Below are 26130 nucleotides of genomic sequence, written 5' to 3'. Positions count from 1 at the left end.
TAATCTGCAATACAAAAATATTATTAACAATAAAATTTAAACTGAAAAAATTATTTAGCTATTGCTATTTGTATATCATTTTGGTTAACTAGAGGTTAAAGTTTTTACGTAACGAAAAAGTGCGGTACTTTAAGGAATTTAACTTTTTGTTTTGATAAACCAAGCGCACGTTAAAAACAAAGATACTAACCAACTATTACTTTTAAGAAAACGCGATTGATTTTTCTATTCGATTTTAGTAATGATGGTTCCACATGAATTTTAAAAGGAGCGGTATTATGATTGAAAACGAAAGTCTTCTTATTCGTTTATTAGAACAAAATGAATATTCACAATTTAGAAGTGCATTTTTAAATATACATCCGTATGAGCAGAGTGAATTTTTTATATCAATAGACAAAGAAAACAGAGCAAAACTTTATGAGTTACTTTCTGCTCGTGAAGTGGCTAATTTTTTAGGTTATTTAGACGTTAACGAAGATGAATATGAAGCTATTTTTGACGAGATACATGTGAATTATGCAAGTGAAATATTACAACATATGTCGGATGACGATGCTGCAGATATATTAAACCAATTGTCCGAAGAGAAACGCATTACGTTATTAACGTTAGTATCGCAGGATAAATCAGCTGTTTTAAAATCATTAATGCATTATTATGAAGAAACTGCTGGAGGCATTATGACCAAAGAGTATGTCTCTGTGTCTACGAAAATGAGTGTAGGTGAAGCGCTTAATCATGTGAAAGTCCAGTCATATCATGCTCAAACTATTTATGCTATTTATGCAGTAGATGATGATCATAAGTTAGTGGGTGTCATGTCTTTAAGAGATATTATTAATGCTGATCCATCCACTTCAGTTAGTGAAATTATGAGTACAAATGTGGTGCATACAGATGTATCAACAGACCAAGAACATATCGCCCGAGATATTAGAGATTATGATTTAATAGCAATCCCAGTCATAGATTACCAAAAGCATTTGTTAGGTATTATTACTGTAGATGATATTATAGATGTCATTGAAGCAGAAGCGAACGAAGATTATTCAAAACTAGCTGGTATTGATGATGCTAAGTATCAAGAAGAGTCTATCTTTAAAACAGCTAAAAAGCGTTTGCCTTGGTTAATATTGCTCACTTTCTTAGGGATGATTACTGCTACAATATTAGGTTCATTTGAAGATACACTTGAAAAAGTAGCACTATTAGCAGCATTTATACCTATTATTAGTGGTATGTCAGGTAATACAGGAACACAATCACTTGCAGTATCAGTGAGAAGTATTTCCACAGGAGATATGAAGCATAAAAATAAATTCAAGCATGCTTTATATGAATCAGGTAGTGGCTTTATTTCAGGATTTGTCTGCAGTTTAATTCTGTTTTTAATTATTGTCATTTTATATGGTCAACCACTGTTAGCTACGATTGTTGCAGTTAGTTTAACTGTTGCGATGACTGTAGGCACAACAATTGGTTCAGTGATTCCATTATTTATGAATAAAATGGGCATAGATCCAGCTGTTGCAAGCGGACCGTTTATCACTACAATAAATGATATTGTGAGTATGTTAATTTATTTTACGTTAGCAACTTCATTTATGAGTTATTTAATATAACTAGATCATACACATAGGTGTAAACAATCATACGATGACTTTATTTTAATGAAGTTTAAAGTATGAATGTTATGAGGTGAAGCAGAAATAAGTAATCAATATGTTTAGCTTGATTGCCTATTTCTGCTTTTTTCGCGATTTATTTTCTATTTTAACCAAGAGGAAGCATTATAATTTACGAAAAAGGGAATACAATGGCTGACATCGTTAAGGAGGTTTTTATATGGACAAATTGAAAGGAAAAGTCGCTGTTGTAGTTGGTGGTACGTCTGGTATCGGGGAAGCGACTGCTAAATTATTTGCAAAAGAAGGAGCCAAAGTTGTTGTCAGTGGTTTAAAAAATGATCAAGGTGAAGCCATTGTGAAATCAATAAAAAATAATGGTGGTACAGCCACATTCATACAAGTTGATGTAACACAGAAAACGTCAGTGGATCAATGTGTAAATAAAGTACTAGATCACTATGGCACGATTGACATTTTATATAATGGTGCGGGTGTCCATGATGCATATAAAGACGTATTAGAAACAGATGAACAAACATTTGATCAATTAATAGCTGTTAACGTCAAAGGCCCTTATTTATTTACTAACGCTGTTTTACCTATTTTCTTAGAAAAAGGAAAAGGTAATATCATTAATATCGGTTCTCAATCTACATTTGTAGCTGGCGCAGGCGGTAACACTTATGTAACAAGCAAACATGCGATGGGCGGTTTTACTAAACAGCTAGCTTATGACTTTGGAGATAAAGGTATTAAAGCAAACTTAGTTGCTCCGGGATTCGTTGAAACACCGATGACAGGAGGTATTGAAGATGAGAGATTAAAAAGCATCCCTGAAGGGCGTGCAGGGAAAACACAAGAAATTGCTAATGTAGCACTATTTTTAGCTTCAGAAGATGCTTCTTATGTACAAGGAGCTGAAATTAAAGTTGATGGCGGTTGGACTACGGGTCGTTAGATTATAAAAATGAGTTTCAAGTATAAAGTAACTTCCTCTAAAATTTTCACTTTTTAGCGTGCAATTTAGAGGAAGTATATTAATTGATATCTTAAATTATTTTAATCTTACCACTCGTAAATTAGTTTGAAAATGTAGTTATCTCAAGGCTGTTGACATAATAAAATTTTATCAGTTTCCTATATCGTAGGCTTTTGTTAAAGGAATGCGGTTATTTTAAATATCAGTGTAGTTTTTGATTTTAAAATCAGATAATAAATCATCATAATCAAGTACGTATTGTGAATGAATTGTATGATTGTCTTTGTCTTGTTTTTCTAATTCAATTGTAATGGTGTCACCTTTTTTGCTATATTTAACGACTTTTGGATCTGAGTAATCAGCTTCGTTACCAGACTTCACTACCTGTTTCATATGGTCAGCTGTATCAGTACCACTCTTTATATAGCTAGAAATATAACTATAGTCTTCTTCTTCGTATGCTTCATTCAAGTCTTCAGTATAATCTTCCATGAAAGATTGCACATCTTCTTTTATATCTTCATTTTCTTGATGTGATTTAATCTTGTCGTTATCAAATGATAAATCAACAGATACAGGATCGTTGCTTTCATCAGATTGAGGTACTTTAACTACATTAGATTTGAATGTTTTATCATCAACATGTGCTTGTGCATATACCTCTATTTTATCGTCGGATTGGTAGGGGCCGTATAAATCATTTTCAAAATCATCTTGAGCTGCCATTTTTTTATTATTAATGTATAAATCTACTGTAGTATCACTATCTAGTTCACTATCATCAATGTTAATATCGAGATATTTTTCATTAAATTGTTCTTGTACTTCATTGTCATCAGACATGTTGATAGCTAGATGACCATCAAATTTTTTATCATCCACCGTTTTTTGTGCTGTTAATTTATAGTTTCCCAAAGGTAAGGTAGCAAAGGTTTTTGAATCATCTTCGGATAATTTAATTTTACGTTTTTTATCATTGTATTTATATGTAACTTTACTGTCAGATTCTGGGTTAATAGAGACTTTTTGCTTCGAGACTTCAAAGTCATAGTTATTAAACATCCCATATTTTCTCCCATTTTTATGAATATTAATCGCTTCAGTATCGTTTACGTCTATTGAAGTAGCATTAACTTTGTCTTCTTTCATATGTTTCGTTTTACTTTCAATATCGTTTGCTATTCTATCTGGGTTATCAGCATCTACAATATATTTATAAAAAGCCTTAGCTTCTTCTTTACTCAAATTTCTATCATTAAATACTAAGTGGTTGGCTAAATTTTTAGTATCACCTTTCTTTATATCTTCAGAAATTGTTTTAGCTTCATTTTCTGGTGATAAAGTTGCAGCCATTATTTTATACAAAATAAATAAAAGAACAATGATGACTACAATAATACCTATAATCAGATATTTCTTTTTATTGTGCTTGGGTGTAACGTTTTGACTTTGAAGAGGGTGACCGCATTGGGTACAGATTTTATGATTATCTTTGACCTGAGCGCCACAGTTTTTACAATATTTCATTTTCTCTCCTCCTAATAGTGATTGGGTTAAATTTTCGAAACAGTGTATAACTTTTAAACAAAGGATAATGAGTGTTTATTTGTGAAGGTAATAGGACTAATTGAAAATAAAGTGATTACAGTAGCATTTTTACTTAATTTGAGGAAATGGTTTGAAATCATAAAGTAAGCTATTTATGGCTTAAGTAACGCAACGCATCCAAGCTATTTTTAATGTTTTGAACCTTAATTTTACTTGTTCTATGTATATATTTTTACTTTGCTTGATACGCTTCTTAGCGTTGTATATCATATCTCTAAAATGATTATTGCCAAATCCAAATACGTTATAACTCAATATTTATTGTTTGGTCATATAAATTGAATTGTAACATATTTGCAAACATAGAATTAATATAAAATTGATTTTTTAGTATTGATATATAAATAAGTTATTTATATATCGTTATATACCAATTGTAAAAGTTAGTTTATCATTTTTAAAAATGATAATGAATATAGCATATAGAAAGGGGTATCTAAAGTAGATAAAAAACATGAATCCCAAAATATGTTTCAGGATTCATGTTATAGATTTAAGTTATATTGTTATAAAATGTTTTATTCTGTTGCATTTTGTTTTTTAAATGATAGAGCTAGGATGAGTGTGATAATCAATAAAATCCCAAATAGTTGGAAAATTTGAAATGTAACATGAAGCCAAACTGCGCTTGCCACGATTGCCATAACAGGTTCTATTGTCCCGAAAAGTGTCGTTTCTTTAGCAGTTAAATAATTTAAACTATTAACGAAGAAAAAGAACGCTATAGCAGTCCCGGCAATAATCCCGAAAGTCAGATATAATGACGTTGAAACTGTTAATGCTGACCATTCAAACTGCCATACAGGGGCTTTAAAGTTCATCATAATTCCAGAAATTAACATAGCCCATCCGACTACTAAAATGGATGGAAATGTCGTTAATAATCGTGTTGCATAAAGCGTATAAAAAGCGAGGGCTAAACCAGAGATAATGCCCCAAACTGTGCTTGGCATGGGAACTACCAATGCACTAAAAGATCCATTTGTCAGTAGCAAAAATGTGCCAGATAACGTAAGCATTATAGCGATGAAATCAAAAGCTTGGAAACGTTCTTTACGCCGGATGACATACCAAATAATGATATATACAGGTGCTATATATTGCAATAACGTGGCAATTGCTGCATTGCCATAATTAATAGATGCCATATACGCGTATTGAACAAGTAACATCCCAAAAATTGAAAAAATTAATAATTGAAATATGTGATGTCTGTTTTTAAATATGCTAAATATTGAAGACTTTCTATTCCTTATTTTGTAAATAGCTAATAATACAATACCACTTATCAGTAACCTGGCAGTTACATACCAATTTATGTCTATGTCTCTTTGTTGAAAAAGAAAATCTGATACAGTACCTCCTAATCCCCAAAAAGAAGCCCCGACAACTGCTAATATAATTCCAATCATACGATGGTTGTCTTTATTTATCATTTAATCACCTATAAAATATAAATATATTTATACTATAGCTTGAAAATTAAAGATATAATATATAAAAATTATCTAAAAGTATCAAAATATTGAGGTGGTCTATTGATGTATCAAGAAATAATTGTAGAAGATACAAGAGAAGAATTAATACAATTTCCAAATAAACAGTGGAAACATGTTATTCTACATACTAATTTGGAACAGACTTTATTTGGTTATATTCCTATACATTGGCACCATGCATTGCAATTTATGTACGTTATTAATGGTGAAATAGATGTTTCAATAGGGGATAAAGTAATTAAGATTAATAAAGAAGACGGCTTATTTATTAATTCAAATATTGTTCATGAAATTCGGAGCGAATGCGCTGAAACGGAATATTATTGTTGGAATATTGAAATACCAGAAACGACATACGATTTGGAATTTAATTATGTAGCACAAATTATGAATAAAGCGAACCAAGTCCCGTATATTTATTTATCTCATATAGATGACCAACAAAATAAATTGATCAAAACAATCCATTCAGCAGGAAAAATATATGAAAACGCGTATCCATATTTTGAATTAGATATCACTGTTAAATATTATGAAGCATTAAAATGGTTATTACTTAATGTAGATAATATATGTGAGCATAAACCATATTATTTTGATCGTCGTATTAAACAACTGATGGCATATATGCAAAATAACTACCATAAAAAAATCTCGTTGCAAACGTTAAGTGAACAAATTCATATGAGCCAATCTGAAACAATTAAATGCTTCAAGTATTATGTTAACCAGACACCTATGCAATATTTAACAAATTTGCGTTTAGAGCGTAGTGTAAGAATGCTGTATAGCAAACAATCATATACAATTACAGATATTGCGATGGCATGTGGATTTTCAACCACAAGTTATTTTATTAAAGTTTTTAAAGAAAAATATGATTTAACACCTAAGCAATTTCAGAAGAAACAATTCACTCCTTATCACGTTTATAAGTATGATAAATAAAAATTGTTATTTTTATTTATAAAAAGATACAATATGCTTAATATAAAATAAAGGAGATTTTGTTGATGGATATTAAACTTATTGTTGTAGATATGGACGGGACATTTTTAAATGATGATAGCCAATTTAATAGTGAAAGTTTTCAATTGCTAAAGCAAAATTGTGAAGCACAGCATATTCGTTTTGTCTTTTGTACTGGAAAACAATGTGAACGTGTAGAAAATATTGTGGGAGATTTAGCAGCGAATACATTTATTGTTGGTGATAGCGCTACACGCATTAAATATAATGGAGATTTTATTTATAATGCTTCAATAGAAAACCAAAAGGCTAAAGAAATCATTAGAGCAATTAAAGAAATTGATAATACGCAAACCGTTTTAGCCTGTTCTCAAACAGGGGCATATGTATTGGATAGTACTTCGGAATCGGAGAGAAGATTGGTACATGGTTCATACCAACATGTGAATTATATTAAAGATTATAACGATATTGAAGAAGATTTATTAAAAATTACGGTGCACGATGCAAAAGGTAAGTGTAAGGACACTGCTGACCGTCTAAATTATTTTGAAAAAGATGTTTATATTGTAGCCTCAGATGAATCATGGATTGATATCGCAGAATTAGGTGTTAATAAAGGGAGCACAATAAATCGAATTCAAAATCTACTTCAAATTACACCAGCTGAAACAATCGCATTTGGTGATGGCTTTAATGATATAGATTTATTCAAAGCTGCCAAATATAAAGTAGCTATGGATAATGCTTACCCCGAGTTAAAACGAGAAGCTAATTTAATTGCAATTAATAATAATGAAGATGGCGTCGTTCAAACGTTAAATTTACTTCTAGGGTTTAAATAAAAAGAATTAAACTTTTCAATTAAAATCAAAAAAACTTTTTTAAATTATAAAATAAATAGCTCTTTATATGATAATATTTGTCTAGTGCATATTTTTATATGCAACGTATATATAAGGAGGCTTATGCATCGTGAATATAAAGCAACAGTCAAATAACAAATTGATTTTGGCTATCGTTTTAAGTGTATTAACGTATTGGCTTTTTGCACAATCGTTTATTAATATATCGACACAAGTTCAACATACATATCAGACAACACCAGGCGTTGTGAATTTGTCTGTGAGTTTAGCGTCATTTGCTACAGGGATTTTTATGGTGGGTGCAGGCGATGTTTCAGACAAAATAGGAAAACTCAAAATGACTTATATAGGCATCATTTTTGGTATTTTAGGGTCACTACTTATTATTGTATCTAGTGTGACGGCACTCTTATTAGTAGGACGTATGTTACAAGGGCTTTCTGCTGCTATTTTACTTCCCTCCACTGTAGGCGTGATTAATGCACAATTTAAAGGTAAAGAGATGCGTAGAGCTTTCAGTTACCTTATGATTGGTAGCGTTGGTGGCATAGGGTTAGCATCAATGGTAGGTGGATTTATAGCAACTTATGTCAATTGGCAAGCTAATTTTATCATCTCTATTATCATTTCAATTATTGCATTTTGGTTATTATGGGGTACTGAAGAAGCAGAAAAGAAAAAAATCGATGCCAGACCATTTGATTATGTTGGTATGTTTCTGTTCGCAGTACTTATAGGAAGTATTACGTTATTTGCGACACAAGGATTTGAACAAGGATGGTTGAGTACGTTTTCGATTACTTGTCTTGTGATTTTTATTATTTCAACACTGATATTTATATTATTTGAGAGACAAAAATATGATCCATTTATTGATTTTTCATTGTTCCGCAATCGTGGTTTTGTGGGCTCTTCAATGATTAACGTCGTGCTCAATTCTGGTGTAGGAACGACGACCGTGTTTAATGTGTATGCACAGACAGAATTAGGATTAAATGCCTTTCAAGCAGGTCTTGTGACAGTACCTTACGTGATTATGGCGGTCGTGATGATTCGTTTAGGCGAAAAACTCTCCTTGCGTTTTGGTGGGAAGCCATTGTTACTTGTAGGCCCACTGTTCCCAGCAATCGGCATTATGTTTATCAGTTTAACGTTATTACCAACACAGTGGTATGTAGGGTTTGTAGTATTCGGGTTTGTTATTTGTGCCATAGGTAACGGTCTGTGTGCCACGCCAGGTATTACAGTTGCAATTTTAACAATTCCTGATGAAAAAGTTGGATTGGCTTCAGGCATTTATAAAATGTGTGCCACGCTGGGCGGTGCGTTAGGTATTGCACTTAACACTACTGTTTTTGCCGCAGTAAAAGTCAATCATAGTGCCAGTGTAGCCGCTACTGCCTCATTTTTAACTGGTTTATCAATTATGATTATTGGAGTAATTCTGACTCAAATCATTATCCCAAAAAATATAAAAGCTTAACCAATCTCTTTTATTATAAAACAAATTTAAATTATATATTGAATATGATGAGAAACAGCTCCTTGTGAGCTGTTTTTTAATTTGTAGGCGTGCTTTCAATTCAATTAAGTTCGTAGCAATCATTGCGGACGCATGTTTATTTTCAAATTAAAGTCGAACTGGTACCTTAAATTGCAAAATCTGGTTCTTTACACTCGGAAAAGGGTATCTTATGATTTTTTGAAAACGGATACAAAATGAAAAAGGGGTAGATTAAAATGTTTAAACCAAAAGATTCATCTATGTCACCAAGATTTGTCGGTCCTAGGACTTTTATGAGATTGCCGTTTGAAAACACTTTAGAAAATGTTGATTTTTTAATCATGGGTGTACCGTTTGATACGGCCGCTTCAAATAGAACAGGCCAACGTTATGGTCCACAAAGTATAAGAGATTTTTCAGTTTTATTAAGACCTTATAACCCAGACCAAGGTATAAATATCTTTGATTATTGTTCGGGTATCGACTACGGGGATGTTGATGTTATACCGGGTAATGTATTGAAAACCTATGATCATATAACAGAAAAATTAGATCCTATTTTAGATCAAGGCATTATACCGGTAATGTTAGGGGGAGACCATTCGATTTCACTTGGACATTTGCGTTCTTTTGCAAAAAAATATGGTCCAGTATCGTTAGTACATTTTGATTCGCACAGCGATACTTGGGAAGATTATTTTGGAGAAAAATATGTTCATGGCACGCCATTTAGGAGAGCTGCAGAAGAAGGCTTAGTGGATACCAAAAAATCAATACAAGTTGGGATGAGAGGACCTTTATATGGCCCAGAAGATATGCAAAATGCTAGAGATTTAGGATATAAAGAGATTGAAATGAGAGAAGCTCGAAAACTAGGTATTGAAAAAGTCATAGAACAAATCCATCAACGTGTTGGAAATAGTCCTGTATTTGTTTCATTTGATATTGATTTTTTAGACCCTGCCTATGCTCCGGGTACTGGCACGCCAGAAGTAGGAGGTCCAACTAGTTTTGAAGCGTTAGAATATGTGAGAAAACTTGATGGATTGAATATTAAAGGCTTTGATTTAGTGGAAGTATTACCAACGTATGATTCAGGAGAAATAACTGCAGTAGCCGCTTCCTCTGTAGTGTATGAAATGATTACACTGATCGCATTAGCAAAACGTAGGAATAGTAACTAATATAAACGTGAACATTTGCGTAAAAAGGGATTGGTTAAATATATGTCAAGCATCGATTTTATAATATTTGCTGTTTATTTTGTCTTATTAATTTCAATCGGAATTTTAGGCGTAGTCAAAGCTAAATCTTCTAAGAAATATATGCTTGCTGATAGTAACTTGTGCGTGTTTATGTTGTTTGGATGTTTAACTGCTGTTTTTCTAGGCGGATCTTCAACTATCGGTTCTTCTCAATTAGGTTATGAAGTGGGCTTGTCAGGGTTTTGGTTTGTTTTCGCAATGGGTATTGGTATAACTTTTTTTGGTTTATTTTTTCTAAATAAAATTTTAAATATGAATGTATTAACGATTAGTGAATTATTATATAAGCTTTTTGGAAATAGAGTACGAATTATTGGTGCAATGATAACTGCGATGTACACTTTAATGATTAGCGTTACTCAAGTTATAGCAATTGGGGCGTTATTATCTGTTATTTTCCATTGGGATCTTAAAATAGCTATTTTAGTTGGCGGAGGCGTAGTTTTTATATACACAATCCTTGGTGGCATGTGGACGTTGTCTATAACAGATGTTATCCAGTTTTCTGTGATGACTATTGGTATGTTTTTAATTATGTTACCAGTAAGCTTACATAGTGTTGGCGGTATTGGTACACTAGTCAATGTACTCCCCTCGTCACATTTAAGTTTTACAAATATTGGATTCAAAGAAATCGTAGGATACTTTATAACCTACACGTTAGGCATTGTAGTAGGGCAAGATATTTGGCAACGCTTTTTCACGGGGAAAACTAAGCGCGTCGCTAAAGTATCTGGTATATTAGTAGGCTTATATAGTGCGTTATATTCTATTGTTATGGTAGTTATTGGCATGTGTGCTTTTGTTTTATTCCCAAATATTCAAAATACACAAAATGTTTTTACTCATATGGCTTTTGAAACATTGCAGCCTGGTTTGTTAGGGATTGTATTTGCAGCGTTAGGCGCAGCAATTATGTCGACTGCTTCAGGGACATTACTTGCATCTTCAACAATTATTGCTAATGATTTATTAAAACCGTTCTTTTTCAAAACGATGAGTGATAAACAATATTTATTATTAACGCGGCTAACGACTTTTGGTTTAGCCATAATAGCTATGGTTATTTCTCTATGGATTAAAGAAGTTTTAGTAGCGATTGATATTGCTTATGCCATTTTGACAAGTGCCATCTTTGTGCCAGTTATATTAGGGTTATTTATTAAATGGATTACTGAAAGAGCAGCGTTTTTAGCTATTATCATCAGTATTGTGACTGTTTTTATAGGGCTAGCAATAGTAGGTCCTAATTCCAATCTCATAATTATATTGGCCATAATTTTAAATGCTATTACTTTATTAGGTGCTTCGTATTACGATAATAATCTGAGTAAAATTGCGAAAACAAAAAATAGTTAAACAATATGGTTAAAATGTTTTGAAAAGTTTGATACATCTACACACATACTTAAAATAAAACGCATCTTCATTTCTGTCGCGCACCCTACATGCTGAGCTTAAAATTCAACTTAAAGGGTGTGCTACGATTATGAGGGTGTTGTTTTTTTTGCTTACTATGCTAAAGTTACACTTATATGAATTTTTAAGGGAGTGTTTATATTTTGAGCAAAGTTCGAGTTCGAAATTTAACCAAAGTGTTTGGTAAAAGAACCCAACAAGCGCTTAATATGGTCAAAGATGGGAAATCAAAACAAGACATTTTAGAACAAACTGATGCCACAGTTGGTGTTCATAATGTGAGTTTTGATGTAGAAGAAGGGGAAATTTTTGTGATTATGGGTTTGTCTGGTAGTGGAAAATCCACACTAGTGCGTTTAATCAATAGATTAATTGAACCTACTTCAGGAAATATTTACATAAATGAAGCAGACGTCTCAAAGATGTCAAAAGAAGCGTTACGGCAATTACGCCGTACAAAAGTGAACATGGTTTTTCAAAACTTTGGACTTTTCCCAAAACGTACTGTGTTAGAAAATGCAGAATATGGTTTGGAAGTTCGTGGTGTAGCCAAAGAAGAACGACAGAAAAAGCAGAGAAAGCTTTAGATGATTCTGGGTTACTTTCTTTTAAAAATCAATATCCTGAACAACTTTCAGGAGGGATGCAACAACGTGTTGGATTGGCTCGCGCATTAGCGAATGATTCGGACATATTATTAATGGATGAAGCTTTCTCCGCGTTAGATCCTTTAATTCGTCGTGATATGCAAGATGATTTATTAGAGTTACAAGAGCGGCTTCAAAAGGTTATTATTTTTATTACACATGACTTAAATGAAGCATTGAGAATTGGAGATCGTATTGCATTAATGCGAGACGGTAAAATAATGCAAATTGGCACAGGCGAAGAAATTTTAACGAACCCAGCAAATGATTTTGTACGTGAATTTACAGAAGATGTAGATCGTTCTAAAGTGTTAACAGCAGAAAATATTATGGAGCATCCGCTAACAATTAATGTAGAAACAGATGGTCCAAATGTAGCGTTACAACGTATGCGGAAAGAAGAAGTGAGTATGTTGTTAGCTGTGGATAGAAAGCGTTATTTGAAAGGGAGTATAACAGCAGAAAATGCTTTAGACGCTCGTGAACAAGGGAAAACATTAAAAGATGTGATAGATAAAAATGTACAAAAAATTGATAGATATGCTTTAATAACTGATATTTTTAATTTAATCTATAATTCTCCTGCGCCACTCGCTGTAGTGGATGAAACGGATCGAGTTATCGGTGTAATTGTGCGTGGCAGTGTCATCGGGGCAATGAGCGATAAAGATACTACTATAAACAACAACGGTGAAAAATCCAAGGAAAAAGAGGGGGCGAATATAGATGCTTGATTTTTTACAAAATGAGATACCTCTTTCTAATTGGGTTGATAGCCTGGTCGATTGGTTAACGAGCAACTTATCAGGATTGTTTTCAGTATTACAGGTAATTGGAGAATCAGTGATGGGCTTTACAACAAATGCCTTATTAGCGATTCCACCGCTATTAATGATGGTGATTTTAGTCATTATCGCTTACTTTGTTTTTAATAGAAAATGGGGATTACCCATATTCATTCTGATTGGGTTACTGTTTATCTATAACCAAGATATGTGGCAAGATTTAATGAATACTGTCACATTAGTTATTATTTCTAGTATTGTCGCGATTATTATTGGTGTACCATTAGGTATATTGATGTCTAAAAGTGAGACCATACAAAAAGTGATTAAACCGATTTTAGATTTTATGCAAACCATGCCTGGTTTTGTTTACTTAATTCCGGCCGTTGCTTTCTTTGGCATTGGTATGGTGCCGGGCGTCTTTGCTTCGGTTATTTTCTCTTTACCGCCTACTGTTAGAATGACAAATTTAGGCATACGTTCTATTTCTACAGAGTTGGTAGAAACGTCTAACTCTTTCGGGACGACTGCTTGGCAACGTCTGTTTAAACTTGATTTACCTATGGCGAAAGAAAATATATTTGCTGGTATTAACCAAACAGTTATGTTGACGCTGTCTATGGTTGTTATTGCTTCAATGATTGGTACACCTGGATTAGGTCAAGATGTTTTAGCGGCTGTACAACGTTCTGAAGTAGGAAATGGATTTGTTTACGGTATCGGTATTGTTATTCTTGCAATTATTATAGACCGTTTTTCACAATCTATAAATCGCACAAAAAAGAAAAAAACACCTAAAAAGCAAAAGACAATCATGGCGGCCATCATTACAGTAGTTGTTTTATTATTTGTTGTACTGGGTGCATTTTCTATTTCAGATGACTCTAATAAAGGTACAATCACACTGGCTTATGCACAGCAAGATGATCAAATTGTCTCTACTAACGTGATAGCGCAAGTCTTAGAAGAAGAGGGCTATACTGTAAATATGACTTCTTTAGACATCCCAGTCGTATGGGAAGCTGTTGCTAACGGAGAAGCTGATGCAATGACAGGTGCTTGGATACCAATTACACACCAAGCGCAATACAAAGCATTTAAAGATGATCTTGATAATTTAGGTTCTAGTATCAAAGGACAAGCAAAATTAGGTTTAGTTGTGCCTTCATATATGGATGTAGATTCGATAGAAGATTTGGAAAATCAAGCAGATAAAAAAATCATCGGTATTGAACCAGGTGCTGGTATTGTAAAAGCGACTGATAAAACATTGGACACTTATTCAAACTTAAATGATTGGGAACAAGTCGTTTCTTCCACCGGCGCAATGAATGCACAATTAGAACGCGCAATTAAGTCAAAGGAAGACATCGTTATCACAGGATGGAATCCATATTGGATATTCCAACGCTATGATTTAAAATACTTAGACGATCCCAAAGGAACTATGGGTCAATCTGAAAATATTAATACGATGGCGCGTAAAGGTTTGAAAAAAGATATGCCAGAAGCTTATAAAATTTTGAAACAATTTAAGTGGGGCGTGGATGATATGGAATCGATTATGTTAGAAATTGAAGATGGCCAAGACCCAGAAGATGCTGCTAGCGATTGGATTGATAACAACCGTGATAAAGTTGACGCATGGGTTAACTAAATCATCAGAGTTTGAAAAATACTCATAAATGATTTGAATATAAAAGAGCGTACTGACATATCTGTATTTATTAAAAATATACATTTGTTCATTATCTTTATCAGGGAGGGACAACGGAGTCTTTTAAGAAAAAAGATTTCTGTCTCGCCCTGTTTTTTTATGCATTTAAAATAGAATAAGATGATTGCTTTTTTGGAGGTATTAAACCCATTTTTTATAACTGAGAATGTATTTAATACATTTTATGCTTATCATTCTTAATGATTAAAAAGGTCATTAGCCCTAATCCCCATATGAGAAATAAAGGATCCCAAATAAAAGCTTGTCCTATAAAGCTTAATTTAAATCCAACTGACATTATGTCTAACAATTTTAACCATCCAACCACTGTATTTACGCCACCATGTATAATGAGTATGATGGCACCAATATAGGAAGTGAACCTTATAACTTTATTGTTTTTGTAATAAAGTATAAGCGGAATCCAAGTGGATAAAAGTTTAAACAATCCTATAAGAAACATGATTAGTAAAAGCGGATTACCATATGATTTTTTCATACCGAAAGTCCAGCCTCCAACAGTCATCAAACCTATTTCGCCGCCAAACGACCAGTAGAATGTTGCTAATGCATGTAAACTGCCCGCTAATAAGAATAAAATCATAGCAATATTTTTGATTAAAACTGATTTGCTTTTCATTTAAACAACCTTTCATTTTAAAATGACTCTTTAGTATAAGTGACTTTTCAAATACATGAATACTTAATTTCTGTTAAATACTACGGAACGATTCACTTAAATTCCAACACATAGTGATCATGTTGGTTTTGACTTCTAACTACCCTCTAATCGCCACTTTAAATAGACCTATTTTCTAAAAATAACTTTTTGTACTGTCATGACTAAAGTCACAATCATTCCTTCTAGTTACTAATTTCGTAAAATTAAAAATTTTTGCATAATTTTCAATAATAATGGTATATTACATGTAAGGGCTTACATTTATAAGAAAAGGAGAGATTTATAGAGCAAAACATATTAAAGAGGGATTAAATATAGATAGGAGAACCTGTATGAAAATTATTCCGTTTTCAGATTTGAAAAACATCATTAACGAAGATGATGTTATAGCTCTGGCAGCCTTATCTACAGCAAATTTACCAGCTGAGATACTTAAAACGTTAGTCGAACAATATGATGAGGATCGATCACTCAATCATTTAACGATAATGCTCGCTAATGATATCAGTGATTATCGCGGAGACAGTTATGATTTAGATGCTTTCGTTTCAAGGGGTATGATTAAACGATTAATCACTAGTATTATTACTGGTTCACCGGTAACCATTCAAGCAATGCAAAATAATGATATAGAAGCTTATTATCTTCCTCAAGGCGTCATTACTACACACTATCGTGGAAGTACAGAAGCTTTACCAGGACCCATTACGAAAATTGGATTAAATACGAATGTGGATCCACGTTATTCTGGTGGGAAGGTCAATTCACGTACTACTGAAGATTTAGTTTCTTTAATTAATATTAATGATGAGCCTTATTTGAACTATCATTTTCCAGAAATCGATATTGCTTTACTAAGAGGCACTTATGCTGATGAAGATGGCAATATTTACATGACGCATGAGACGCATTTAGGAGAGGGTTTTAGTTTGGCGGCGCGTACACATAAAAATAACGGTAAAGTGATTGTTCAAGTTAAAGAAGTGATTCAAAATGGCCGTTTTAATCCGAGTGATGTTTTTATACCTGGCAAACTCATTGATTATGTCGTAGTAAACCGAGACCCTAAATATCATAGACAAGTGTTGCAAACATATTATGATCCGGCGCTCTCAGGGCATTATCAGATTACAGAAATGCGAGAACCATATATAGAATTAGGCACGCGAAAAGTTATTTTGAGACGTGCTTCTCAATTCCTACTTCAAGGAGATGTCATCAGTATTGGTTTTGGCATTAATAATGAGTTATCCAATCTTTTAACTGAAGAAGGGGTTAACGATTTAGTTCAACCCAATATAGATACAGGCGTTTATGGTGGCTTGATTAGTAGTGGCAAGCAATTTGGTATGAATTATAATTTAAGCGCACGTATGAGACACGACATGACTTGGGATTTTATCTATAACGGTGGTGTAGATATAGCATTTTTAAGCTTTGCCCAAGTAGACGCCAAAGGCAATGTAAATGTTTCAAAATTCGGCAATAAAATGAATGGCTGTGGCGGGTTTATTGACATTAGCCAGACTGTCAAAACGATTGTTTTTTCAGGTTCATTAGTTGTCGGGGGTCAACTAAACTATGCGCCTCATAAGGTAAGTGTTGAACAAGAAGGTCACATACCAAAATTTATTAACGAAATTGATAATATTGATTTCAATGTTGAAAATGCTTTTGCGCTTGATCAAGATGTTTATTTTGTTACAGAACGTGCTGTATTTGAACTTACACAACAAGGATTGAAACTGATTGAAATAGCACCTGGACTAGATTTAGAAAGAGACATTCTAGCAAGTATGGACTTTAAACCAATCATTGCAGAACACTTAGAAGAGATAAATCATGATATTTATCAATGTAAGTGGGGAGGATTGTCTGATGAGATAAAGTCGGAATATCGTATTTAAACTAAGGGGGAGAAAAATATGAACTACGACTGGATAAAAACAAGAGCAACATTTGATGATAGTAAAGCCGCGGTGATTGACCCATTCAAAGGTACAGAATGGTCTTATCAAGATTTGAATATACGTGCAGAAAATTTAGCGAATTACTTACAAGACCAAGGAGTTCAACGTGGAGACGTTGTAGGCATATTTACGCCAAATGATGTAGCTTTGTTGGATGTTATGTTCGCTTCATTTAAAATGGGTGCCGTTTACTTACCAATTAATTGGCGTTTAAAAACACAAGAAATACAAAGTGTTATCGCAGATTCGAACGTGAAACTGATTTTTTATGCTGAGAAGCATGTTTCGAGCTTAGAAGGTATTGCAGACGACCTGCTTCACATGGATATTGATTCAAAAGCTTATGATAATATTGTAGATCCATCGCATCATCGTCCTTTTAATACTGTAAGTGTTGAAGGTAGTGATTTAGCTTCATTAATGTATACAAGCGGTACAACAGGATTACCTAAAGGCGTTATGTTTTCATATGACTCTTTTGTAAATAATCCTATTAACACGGCACTTACTTATAAAATTAATGCGACATACACGACAATTATATCGACGCCGATGTTTCATGTACTAGGATTTAATGATTTGACGCTTCCTTTATTAATGGCTGGTGGCACGCTTGTATTACAACGTTACTTTAATGGTGAAGCTTTAAACGATTTAATGGCTCAATATCAACCTAATTATTTAATTCAAATTCCAACGATGTATTATGCCATGTTAGTAGCAGAAAATTTCGACTTGAAAAATTTTGAGAGCATTGATTTCTTAATACAAGGAGGATCGGCGCCCTTACCAATGGTACAAAAGAAATTTAACAGTATGGGCTATTCTATTATCAATGGGTATGGTTTAACAGAAGCGCCACTTGTTATGGTCAATACGCCAGAGAACGGTGCACAGAAACCAGCTAGTATTGGTCAACCTGTTATGTTTATGGATATATGCATATTCGATGATAACTTTGAAGAAGTACAAGTTGGAGAAATTGGAGAACTTGGCGTCCGTGGGAATAATACCACACCAGGTTATTGGAACAAACCAGAAGAGACTGCAAAAGCTTTTCATGGCGAGTATTTCTTAACAGGGGATTTAGCCAAGGTAGATGAAGATGGCGATGTCTATATTGTTGACCGTCGTAAAGAGATGATTATTACGGGTGGTGAAAATGTCTTGCCATCCGAAGTTGAAGCTGTGTTATCAGAGCATCCACTCGTAGCTCAAGGCGTTGTAGTGGGATATGATAGCCCTAAATTTGGTGAATCTGTATCTGCTGCAGTTGTTCTTACAGAAGATGATCCAGATTTTGAAACAAAATTAGATGCGCATATGAGAGAAAATATTGCTGGTTATAAAATACCGAGACTATATTTGAAATTAACACATATGCCATTAAATTCAACTTCAAAAGCAGATAAGTTAGAAATCCAAAAATATATGAATGAAAAAGCTAAAAAAGAAGCACAAGGTAGCGATGAATTGAATTAAAATATAATATCGAGAAAAGCGTAAAGCGAAAAAATTTTCAATATATATGTAAGCGATAACAAAATGGAGGTTTTAATTATGCCAACAAAAGAAGAAACATTAAAAGCATTGTACCCGGAAGATATTTTAAGTATCGGGAAAGATTTAACTGAAGGAGAAGTTAAATTATTAAAACAATTGAATGATATGTTAGAAGAAAAATACCGCGATTCTGTCAATGAGCATTGGTTAAATGCTACTGAACCAGAAGATTACTTTGAAGAATTAGGGAAGCTAGATTATTTTAACAATCCATTGCTTTTTGAAGGGCGTGAAGGCGCGCGTACACCGAGTCAAATGTTTCAATTTTTCATGTCATATACAATCGCTAGATTTGATGTATCTTTAGCAACTTTGTTAGGTGTACACCAAGGCTTAGGACATAATTCATTTTGGTTTGGTGGTAGTAAAGAACAACAAGCTTACTATCTACCTAAATTACAATCACATGAATTACGGACGTGTTTTGCACTTACAGAACCAGAACATGGATCAGACGTTGCAGGTGGGTTAGAAACGACTGCCCAACGTCAAGGTGATGAATGGGTTATCAATGGAGAGAAGAAATGGATTGGCGGAGCAAATGTTTCAGATGTCATGCCAGTATACGCTGTAGATGTGGAAACAGGTAAACCTAAAGGCTTCATTATTGAACCAAGCCAAGAAGGTGTAGAAATCGAGCTATTAGAGCATAAAATTGCACTTAGAATTGTGCCTAACGCAAAAATTCGTTTGAAAAACGTAGTCGTCAAAGAAGCACAACGTCTACAAAATATTAATAGCTTTAAAGATATTGCAAAAGTCTTATATTCAACACGTGCGGGTGTTGCTTACATGGCTACAGGAGCCATGGCTGGGGCATTAAAAGCGACTACAGACTATGTAACTAAACGTAAACAATTCGGCAAAGAAATTAGTAAATTCCAGTTAATTCAAGAGAAACTGGCAATGATGCAAGGTAATTTGGCACAAGCAATGGCTACATGCGCGCAACTTGCACGTATGCAAGCTAACGGTGAGTATGACGAAGTCGCAACGTCAACAGCTAAAATGATGAATTCATTACGACTGAGAGAGTCAGTAGCCATGGGCCGTGGGGTTCATGGTGGTAATGGTATTTTAGCTGGAGAGTATGATATCGCGCGTTTCTTTGCAGATGCTGAAGCAATATACACATATGAAGGTACACATGAAGTCAACGCGTTAGTTATCGGAAGAGCGATCACAGGAGATTCAGCATTTATATAAACATATGTGCATAAAATGTTATAAAAAATAATTGGAGGGTTTAGTATGACGATAAGAAAAGCGACAGTGCTAGGTGCAGGAACAATGGGAAGCCAAATTGCTGCATTACTTGTAAATGCAGGATTAAAAGTTAAATTATTAGATATTGTCATTGATGAAAATGATCCTAATAAAATTTCGAAAAAAGCGTATGAATTTATAACTAATCCTAAACGACCACAGCTGTTTGATTTATCATTTGCGTCCAATTTATCGTATGGAAATTTTAAACAGGATTTACAAGAAGATGATGACGCAGATATATATATAGAAGCGGTAAAAGAAGAAGTGGAAATTAAACATCAAATTTGGGATCAAGTTAAAAAAGTAGCTAGTGATAACGCTATTTTTGCAACCAATACATCAGGTATCCCAATTGAAGCAATCGCTCAAGTATTTGATGACAAAGACAAAGAAAGATTCTTCGGAATGCATTTCTTTAATCCACCTAGAATTATGAAATTAGTTGAAGTCATCCCGAATAAACAAACGCATTCAGATGTCGTAAAACGTGTGCAAGCTTTTGCAGAGGATGTGTTAGGTAAAGGCGTTATTGTAGCAAACGATGTGCCAGGGTTTGTGGCCAACCGTGTAGGTACACAAACAATGAACGATATTATGTATCGAGCAGAACAACAAGGCTTCTCTATTACGGAAGTTGATGCATTAACTGGCCGTAGTATCGGTCGACCTAAAATGGGCACATATGGCCTGTCAGATTTAGTAGGTTTAGATATCGCTATGACTGTGATTAAAGGACTACAAAAAGTGCCGGAAGAACAACCATTCTTCAAAGACGTAGCACTTTCTGAAAAGTTAGCGGAAAATGGCGCATTAGGTAATAAAATAAAACAAGGCTTTTACAAAAAAGTAAATAAACAGCGCTATGTTTTTGATGAGGAACAAAATGATTACGTAGAGCCTCAACGACCACAGCTAGCAATTTTAGGTAAATTTAGTAAAGATCTCGCATCGAATTTAGACGTTATTTTTAATGCGCAAGATGATGCTGGCGTATTTTTATGGGAAACATTGAGAAATAACTTCTACTATTCAGCGATTAATGTGCCTAAAGCAGCTGAAGACTTTAAAGATATTGACCGCGCATTGGTTTGGGGCTTTAACTGGAAGTTAGGGCCATTCCAATTATGGGATCTTATGGGCTATGAACGTGTTAAATCACGTATGAAAGAAGAGTTGGGTCAATTACCAGATTGGATTGAACAGCGTAATGAGTCATTTTATGCTAAAGGCGAATCGATTGAGCGCGTTACACCAGTAACAGCCTATATTGATAAAGCAATATGGGATAGATCAGATTCTAATTTATCTGTAGCAAATAAAGATCAGTTGTTATTAAAATTACAAAGTAAAAACAATGTTATTTCAAATCAGTTTTTAACAGACTTATTAGAGGCTATAGATAAACTTGAAAACGAAGACTTTACGAGTATGGTCATTTACGCAGGTGGCAACAACTTTAGTGTAGGGGCTAACTTGTATCAAATGAAGAAAGCGCATGAAGAAGGACAAGTTGTTTCTGAAGTAGGAGAAGCGGTAGAGCAATTACATCATGTGTTTACGAGATTAAAACATTCATTAAAACCTGTTGTAACAGCTGTGCATGGTCGCGCTCTAGGTGGGGGCTGTGAACTTGTATTACATTCACCAATTGTCGTGGCAGCAAGTGAATCTTACATTGGTCTTGTAGAAGCAGGTGTAGGTTTATTACCAGCAGGTGGTGGGCTAGCAGAACTTACTGACCGCATCATGCGTACAAATCATAAAAATGACGATAAACAAGCTTCTATTACAAAAATTTTAATGCAGATTGGTTTTGCTAAAGTATCTACAAATGCTTATGAGGCTAAGCGATATGGCTATTTAAGAGAGACGGATACAGTTATTTTAAACACGGAGAGACGTATAGAAATGGCGTTGAAACGTGCACGTTATGAATCGGAAACGAATTATGTGCCACTTCCAAAATCCCAATATATTGCTCTAGGCAGAGACTTTAAAGCCTTAGCAGAAGGTCAATTGGATGCACAACGTGTAGGCCACTTTATCAGTAATTACGATTATGAAATAACATTGAAAGTTGCAGAAGTACTGAGTGGCGGAGATATTCCACGTAATACCTATGTAAACCAAAGATATTTACAAAAACTCGAAAAAGAAAGATTTTTAGAATTACTACAAAACAAAAAAACATACGACAGAATTTCTCATATGTTAGAAAAAGGCAAACCATTACGCAACTAATAATCGAACATTATAGAAGAAAGGGTGAAATTAAATGCGAGATGCATATATAGTAGCTTACGGACGTTCAGCAGCTGGTAAAGCAAAGCATGGTGCAATGAATCATGAAAGACCAGATGAGGTTGCTGCGAAAGTGTTAAAAGGTGTATTAGAAAGAGTTGGAGGTTCATTTGAACCTAGCATGGTTGAAGATGTTATTGTTGGAAATTCATTTCCTGAGGGCTTACAAGGTCAAAATATTGCCAGAACCATTGCCTTGTTAGCTGGCATGCCGAATGAGGTACCAGGACAAACCGTCAATCGTTACTGTTCTTCAGGACTCCAAACGATTGCACACGCAGCGAACCAAATTATCGCTGATCAAGCAGACATACTTGTTGCAGGCGGTATAGAACTTATGAGTGCAGTACCTATGGGAGGCAATGAACCGACGAACAACCCAATTCTCCAAGATGAGGATTCTGGTGTTTCCTATCCAATGGGGTTAACTGCAGAAATGGTAGCTGAAACTTATAATGTTTCTAGAGAAGACCAGGATGCCTATGCAGTACAAAGTCATTATCGTGCTGCTAAAGCACAAGAAGAAGGTAAATTTGAAGACGAAATCATTCCAATTGAAGTGAACAAAGTTGATTATAATGAAAACGGACCAGTAGTTTCACAAGAAGTATTTAAAAATGATGAATTGATTAGACCAGACACGAATCAAGAGACATTGTCTAAATTGCCTACTGTTTTCAAGGCGGATGGCACAGTGACAGCAGGCTCCTCGGCACCCTTAACTGACGGCACAGGCTTTGTGGTTGTTATGTCAGGTGAAAAAGTAAAAGCGCTAGGTGTAGAACCTATTGCCAGATTTGTCGGCTTTAAAGCCGTTGGTGTAGATCCTAAAGTAATGGGTATTGGTCCAGCATACGCAATTCCTGAAGTGTTGAAACAAGCAAATTTAAACGTTGATGATATGGATTTAGTGGAATTAAATGAAGCATTTGCATCCCAAACGTTAGCTTCTATGAGAGAAACAGGCTTAGATGTTGAAAAAACAAATGTCAACGGCGGGGCAATTGCATTGGGGCACCCACTCGGAGCGACTGGTGCGATGCTAGTAGGTAGATTACTTTCAGAAATGAAAAAACGTCCAGACACAAAATATGGTATGGTTACGATGTGTATTGGCGTTGGTATGGGCGCTGCAGGTATCTTTGAATATATAAGATCATAACGTTGAAACATCAATATTTACCCCTTAAATGTGAAATCATCACATTTAAGGGGTTTTTGGTTATTATAACGTTTTGATTAAAGAAGAAACGTAACATTACAAATATCTTTTGATGGTTAGTTATTATTGATGTCTATTATGCTTTCGTTTTGAAATTATATCGTTAATCTCATTGATATCGTGTTGATTACGTTTTGTTTCAATAAACCATATCATAAAATAGACAACAGTATAAATAATGATAAAAAATAGAATGGCTGATATTTTAAGCGGAAACCATCCTGCTAATATTGCCAAAGGTAACATAATGATAAGCATAAGGCTAAAGTGAAGCGATGTTTTAAATAATAAAGGCTTCTTAGAGTTTGAAAATATCAAATCACCAAAGCTAAAAGTAATACCGATGAGTGACCAGATAATGACTGAAATAAACATAATTTGTAATTCACTTAAATGTTGAAAATAATACTCACCCATCGTCGATACAGGAGAAACTGGATGAAATTCATTCCGTGCAAAGATAGTGGAACATATTAAAGCAATCATAATACCGATAGCAATGCCTATTATAGCGCCATGAAATAAACGTTTCATAGTTTTAAAGCCTCCTTGATTAATGATAAATAGCGTCTTGAAGAATACGTGAAAGCATTATTGGTAAATCGAATTTCAATAGTGCCATTTTTATTGAGTTTTAGATAATCAATATAGTTAATATTTATAATTTCAGATTTTGAAATTTGTAAAAATTGTGTATTAAGTTGTGATTTCACTTCGTATAAACGTTGCGTAGTGGTGTATTGACAATTCGATGTTATAATCGTTAAAATCTTATTTTCTATACGAAAACAAATAATATCTTGATGTTTAATATAGTAAACAGCTTCATTGTATTTTCCGGGAAATAATTTGTTTTGTGACAGTTGTTTTATATAAGCGATAATTTCTGGTAATTGTTCTGCATGTTCGTGACAATGCATGATAATTTTGCTTTCTGGTAAATAATTATCGTAAATCACATCTAATTCCATAAATGTTGCACCCCCCTGTTGCCATAATTAAATCAAATTTTACCAATGAATACTATGTAAACTATATAAGTGGCATGTATTTGTAGCTAAGTGGCATACATTTACTCTGACTGATGTAGTTTTTGACCATAAACAAGTCCCCTTAAAACTTGGATGCGTCCTAAGTTTTAAGGGGACTTGTTGTAATATTTTCTAATTTAAAGTAATGAATTGATGCGCGTGTTGAGATGTAAGTGAATCTGGCCACGCTATATCAAATGCTACCCAATGGCTGCCGCCATCATCTGAATAATAAACACCTTTGTTATTAGCAAGATAAAAAATGCCATCTCTTTCAGTAACCGCTGAAACTAATGTGCCATCTGGAGAAGGTAATCCTTTGGTAGCTTCTGTCCACTTACTTTCTTGCTTTTTATCAATATAGTAAATCGTGGAAAATGTGTTATTTCCATAGTTATGTGCATCAAATGGAGAGTCTGAAGTAGCGATAACAATATTATCTGGGTTTAGAGAATGAACCGCTAAGCCATAACCGTATCTGTGCTCAATACCATCAATAAATGTCGTCCAAGTCTTGCCATAGTCATCACTTTCAATAAAGGTGTCTCGACCTCCATTTAAGAAAGCGTCACCTAAAACACCGTACATTTTATTAGGATACTCTAGATGACTTTTTAAGACATGAATATCAATTGGTGTATCTTGTGTCTTTGGCGCCTCCCAATGTTGACCCGCATCAGTGGATTGAATAAAGCCACCTGCCTCAATTGTAAGGTTAATCATATTTGGTGATTTAATATTTGTGTCAAACCATTTTACGTGATGCGTATGTGGTCTAGGAGGGAAGAACCAATGGTCTTTACCAGTAATATGACTAAAATCGGTAAGCAATTCGAATGAATCACCTTGATCATATGATATGAACAAAGCACTAGGTTCAGTACCTACGAGTACAGCACTGCGATTATCGCCTGTATCTATAACTGTAACTGCAGTGACAGCTGTCATGTGAATGTCATCTTTGTTGAATGGACTATTATAAGTAAAACGTGTGCCAATAGGGAACCATGTCTGACCTTTGTCTACACTTTTCCATAAACCGCGATCAAATGTGCCACAATAAAGTGTATCTCTAGCATGAGGGTCTTGGGCCACCGAAATCGTATTCATACCTTCTAATTTTCTTTCAAGTTGAATATGCTCATTTTCTTTGTTTATCAGTACTAATGCATTGTCATAAGTTATTGCGTATTGAGTCATATT

Annotated in this window: 19 protein-coding genes and 1 pseudogene; 14 read left to right on the top strand and 6 right to left on the bottom strand. The window is 34.2% G+C overall.

Going from position 1 to position 26130, the window contains the following annotated elements:
• The first annotated feature begins 278 nt into the window (after window positions 1-278).
• Together mgtE and KA900_RS10225 are read left to right on the top strand one after the other, a co-directional pair.
• Window positions 279-1625, top strand: a complete 1347-nt coding sequence (gene mgtE, locus KA900_RS10230) for a magnesium transporter (RefSeq protein ID WP_481906338.1) — start codon at window positions 279-281, stop codon at window positions 1623-1625.
• 223 nt (window positions 1626-1848) lie between these two features.
• On the top strand, window positions 1849-2589 hold the full coding sequence (locus KA900_RS10225) for an SDR family NAD(P)-dependent oxidoreductase (protein ID WP_210139553.1): 741 nt from the start codon (window positions 1849-1851) through the stop codon (window positions 2587-2589).
• A gap of 216 nt (window positions 2590-2805) precedes the next feature.
• Here KA900_RS10225 and KA900_RS10220 read toward each other — a convergent pair whose 3' ends face one another.
• Both KA900_RS10220 and KA900_RS10215 read right to left on the bottom strand, forming a co-directional pair.
• Window positions 2806-4137 carry a TcaA NTF2-like domain-containing protein gene (locus KA900_RS10220; RefSeq protein WP_096811163.1) on the bottom strand — a complete coding sequence of 444 codons (1332 nt, stop codon included), beginning with the start codon at window positions 4135-4137 and terminating at the stop codon, window positions 2806-2808.
• A gap of 599 nt (window positions 4138-4736) precedes the next feature.
• Window positions 4737-5654 carry a DMT family transporter gene (locus KA900_RS10215; RefSeq protein WP_096811162.1) on the bottom strand — a complete coding sequence of 306 codons (918 nt, stop codon included), beginning with the start codon at window positions 5652-5654 and terminating at the stop codon, window positions 4737-4739.
• 105 nt (window positions 5655-5759) lie between these two features.
• On the opposite strand from KA900_RS10215, the gene KA900_RS10210 reads away from it, so the two are divergent.
• The 7 genes and pseudogenes from KA900_RS10210 to KA900_RS10180 all read left to right on the top strand — a co-directional run bounded on the left by KA900_RS10210 (window position 5760) and on the right by KA900_RS10180 (window position 14829).
• Window positions 5760-6665, top strand: coding sequence for an AraC family transcriptional regulator (locus KA900_RS10210; RefSeq protein ID WP_096811161.1), 906 nt, complete (start codon window positions 5760-5762; stop codon window positions 6663-6665).
• Between the two features lie 65 nt (window positions 6666-6730).
• A complete protein-coding gene (locus tag KA900_RS10205; RefSeq protein WP_096811160.1) occupies window positions 6731-7531 on the top strand; it encodes a Cof-type HAD-IIB family hydrolase in 801 nt (266 codons plus the stop codon).
• Between the two features lie 127 nt (window positions 7532-7658).
• Entirely contained in the window at window positions 7659-9035 is a 1377-nt protein-coding gene (locus KA900_RS10200) for an MFS transporter (RefSeq protein ID WP_481906339.1), read from the top strand.
• A 257-nt stretch (window positions 9036-9292) separates the two neighbouring features.
• Window positions 9293-10240, top strand: coding sequence for an agmatinase (gene speB, locus KA900_RS10195; protein WP_210139551.1), 948 nt, complete (start codon window positions 9293-9295; stop codon window positions 10238-10240).
• A 42-nt stretch (window positions 10241-10282) separates the two neighbouring features.
• Window positions 10283-11680, top strand: coding sequence for a sodium:solute symporter family protein (locus KA900_RS10190; RefSeq protein ID WP_210139549.1), 1398 nt, complete (start codon window positions 10283-10285; stop codon window positions 11678-11680).
• 203 nt (window positions 11681-11883) lie between these two features.
• A pseudogene (locus KA900_RS10185) lies at window positions 11884-13121 on the top strand (quaternary amine ABC transporter ATP-binding protein).
• The gene (locus tag KA900_RS10180) at window positions 13114-14829 is read left to right on the top strand and encodes an ABC transporter permease/substrate binding protein (RefSeq protein WP_210139547.1); all 1716 of its coding nucleotides are present in this window, start codon (window positions 13114-13116) and stop codon (window positions 14827-14829) included. The pseudogene KA900_RS10185 and the gene KA900_RS10180 overlap by 8 nt, the downstream one beginning before the upstream one ends.
• A gap of 232 nt (window positions 14830-15061) precedes the next feature.
• On the opposite strand, the gene KA900_RS10175 is transcribed toward KA900_RS10180, so the two are convergent.
• The gene (locus tag KA900_RS10175; RefSeq protein ID WP_096811154.1) at window positions 15062-15529 is read right to left on the bottom strand and encodes a DUF3995 domain-containing protein; all 468 of its coding nucleotides are present in this window, start codon (window positions 15527-15529) and stop codon (window positions 15062-15064) included.
• Between the two features lie 374 nt (window positions 15530-15903).
• Between KA900_RS10175 and fadX the strand changes: the two genes are divergently transcribed.
• From fadX to KA900_RS10150, 5 genes are all read left to right on the top strand, one after another.
• Window positions 15904-17478: a fatty acid degradation protein FadX gene (gene fadX / locus KA900_RS10170; RefSeq protein WP_096811153.1), complete on the top strand. Its 1575-nt coding sequence runs from the start codon at window positions 15904-15906 to the stop codon at window positions 17476-17478.
• A gap of 18 nt (window positions 17479-17496) precedes the next feature.
• On the top strand, window positions 17497-19023 hold the full coding sequence (fadD, locus tag KA900_RS10165) for a long-chain-fatty-acid--CoA ligase FadD (protein WP_096811152.1): 1527 nt from the start codon (window positions 17497-17499) through the stop codon (window positions 19021-19023).
• A 78-nt stretch (window positions 19024-19101) separates the two neighbouring features.
• A complete protein-coding gene (gene fadE / locus KA900_RS10160; RefSeq protein WP_096811151.1) occupies window positions 19102-20310 on the top strand; it encodes an acyl-CoA dehydrogenase FadE in 1209 nt (402 codons plus the stop codon).
• A gap of 45 nt (window positions 20311-20355) precedes the next feature.
• Window positions 20356-22614 (top strand): 3-hydroxyacyl-CoA dehydrogenase/crotonase FadB, encoded by a 2259-nt coding sequence (fadB, locus tag KA900_RS10155; RefSeq protein ID WP_096811150.1) that lies wholly within the window; start codon window positions 20356-20358, stop codon window positions 22612-22614.
• Between the two features lie 34 nt (window positions 22615-22648).
• Complete coding sequence (locus KA900_RS10150) at window positions 22649-23836, top strand: thiolase family protein (protein ID WP_103372634.1); 1188 nt, start codon at window positions 22649-22651, stop codon at window positions 23834-23836.
• 123 nt (window positions 23837-23959) lie between these two features.
• Here KA900_RS10150 and KA900_RS10145 read toward each other — a convergent pair whose 3' ends face one another.
• The 3 genes from KA900_RS10145 to KA900_RS10135 all read right to left on the bottom strand — a co-directional run bounded on the left by KA900_RS10145 (window position 23960) and on the right by KA900_RS10135 (window position 26127).
• Complete coding sequence (locus KA900_RS10145) at window positions 23960-24430, bottom strand: DUF3021 domain-containing protein (protein ID WP_096811148.1); 471 nt, start codon at window positions 24428-24430, stop codon at window positions 23960-23962.
• Complete coding sequence (locus KA900_RS10140; RefSeq protein WP_096811147.1) at window positions 24427-24867, bottom strand: LytTR family DNA-binding domain-containing protein; 441 nt, start codon at window positions 24865-24867, stop codon at window positions 24427-24429. Before KA900_RS10140 ends, KA900_RS10145 begins: the two co-directional genes overlap by 4 nt.
• 192 nt (window positions 24868-25059) lie before the next feature.
• On the bottom strand, window positions 25060-26127 hold the full coding sequence (locus tag KA900_RS10135; protein ID WP_096811146.1) for a WD40/YVTN/BNR-like repeat-containing protein: 1068 nt from the start codon (window positions 26125-26127) through the stop codon (window positions 25060-25062).
• Between the last annotated feature and the right edge of the window lie 3 nt (window positions 26128-26130).

This window comes from Staphylococcus sp. GDY8P120P, from assembly GCF_017892065.1.
Classification (GTDB): Bacteria; Bacillota; Bacilli; order Staphylococcales; family Staphylococcaceae; genus Staphylococcus; species Staphylococcus nepalensis.
The sequence above is the reverse complement of the archived record's forward strand: the minus strand, read 5'-3'. Positions and strand labels throughout refer to the sequence as shown.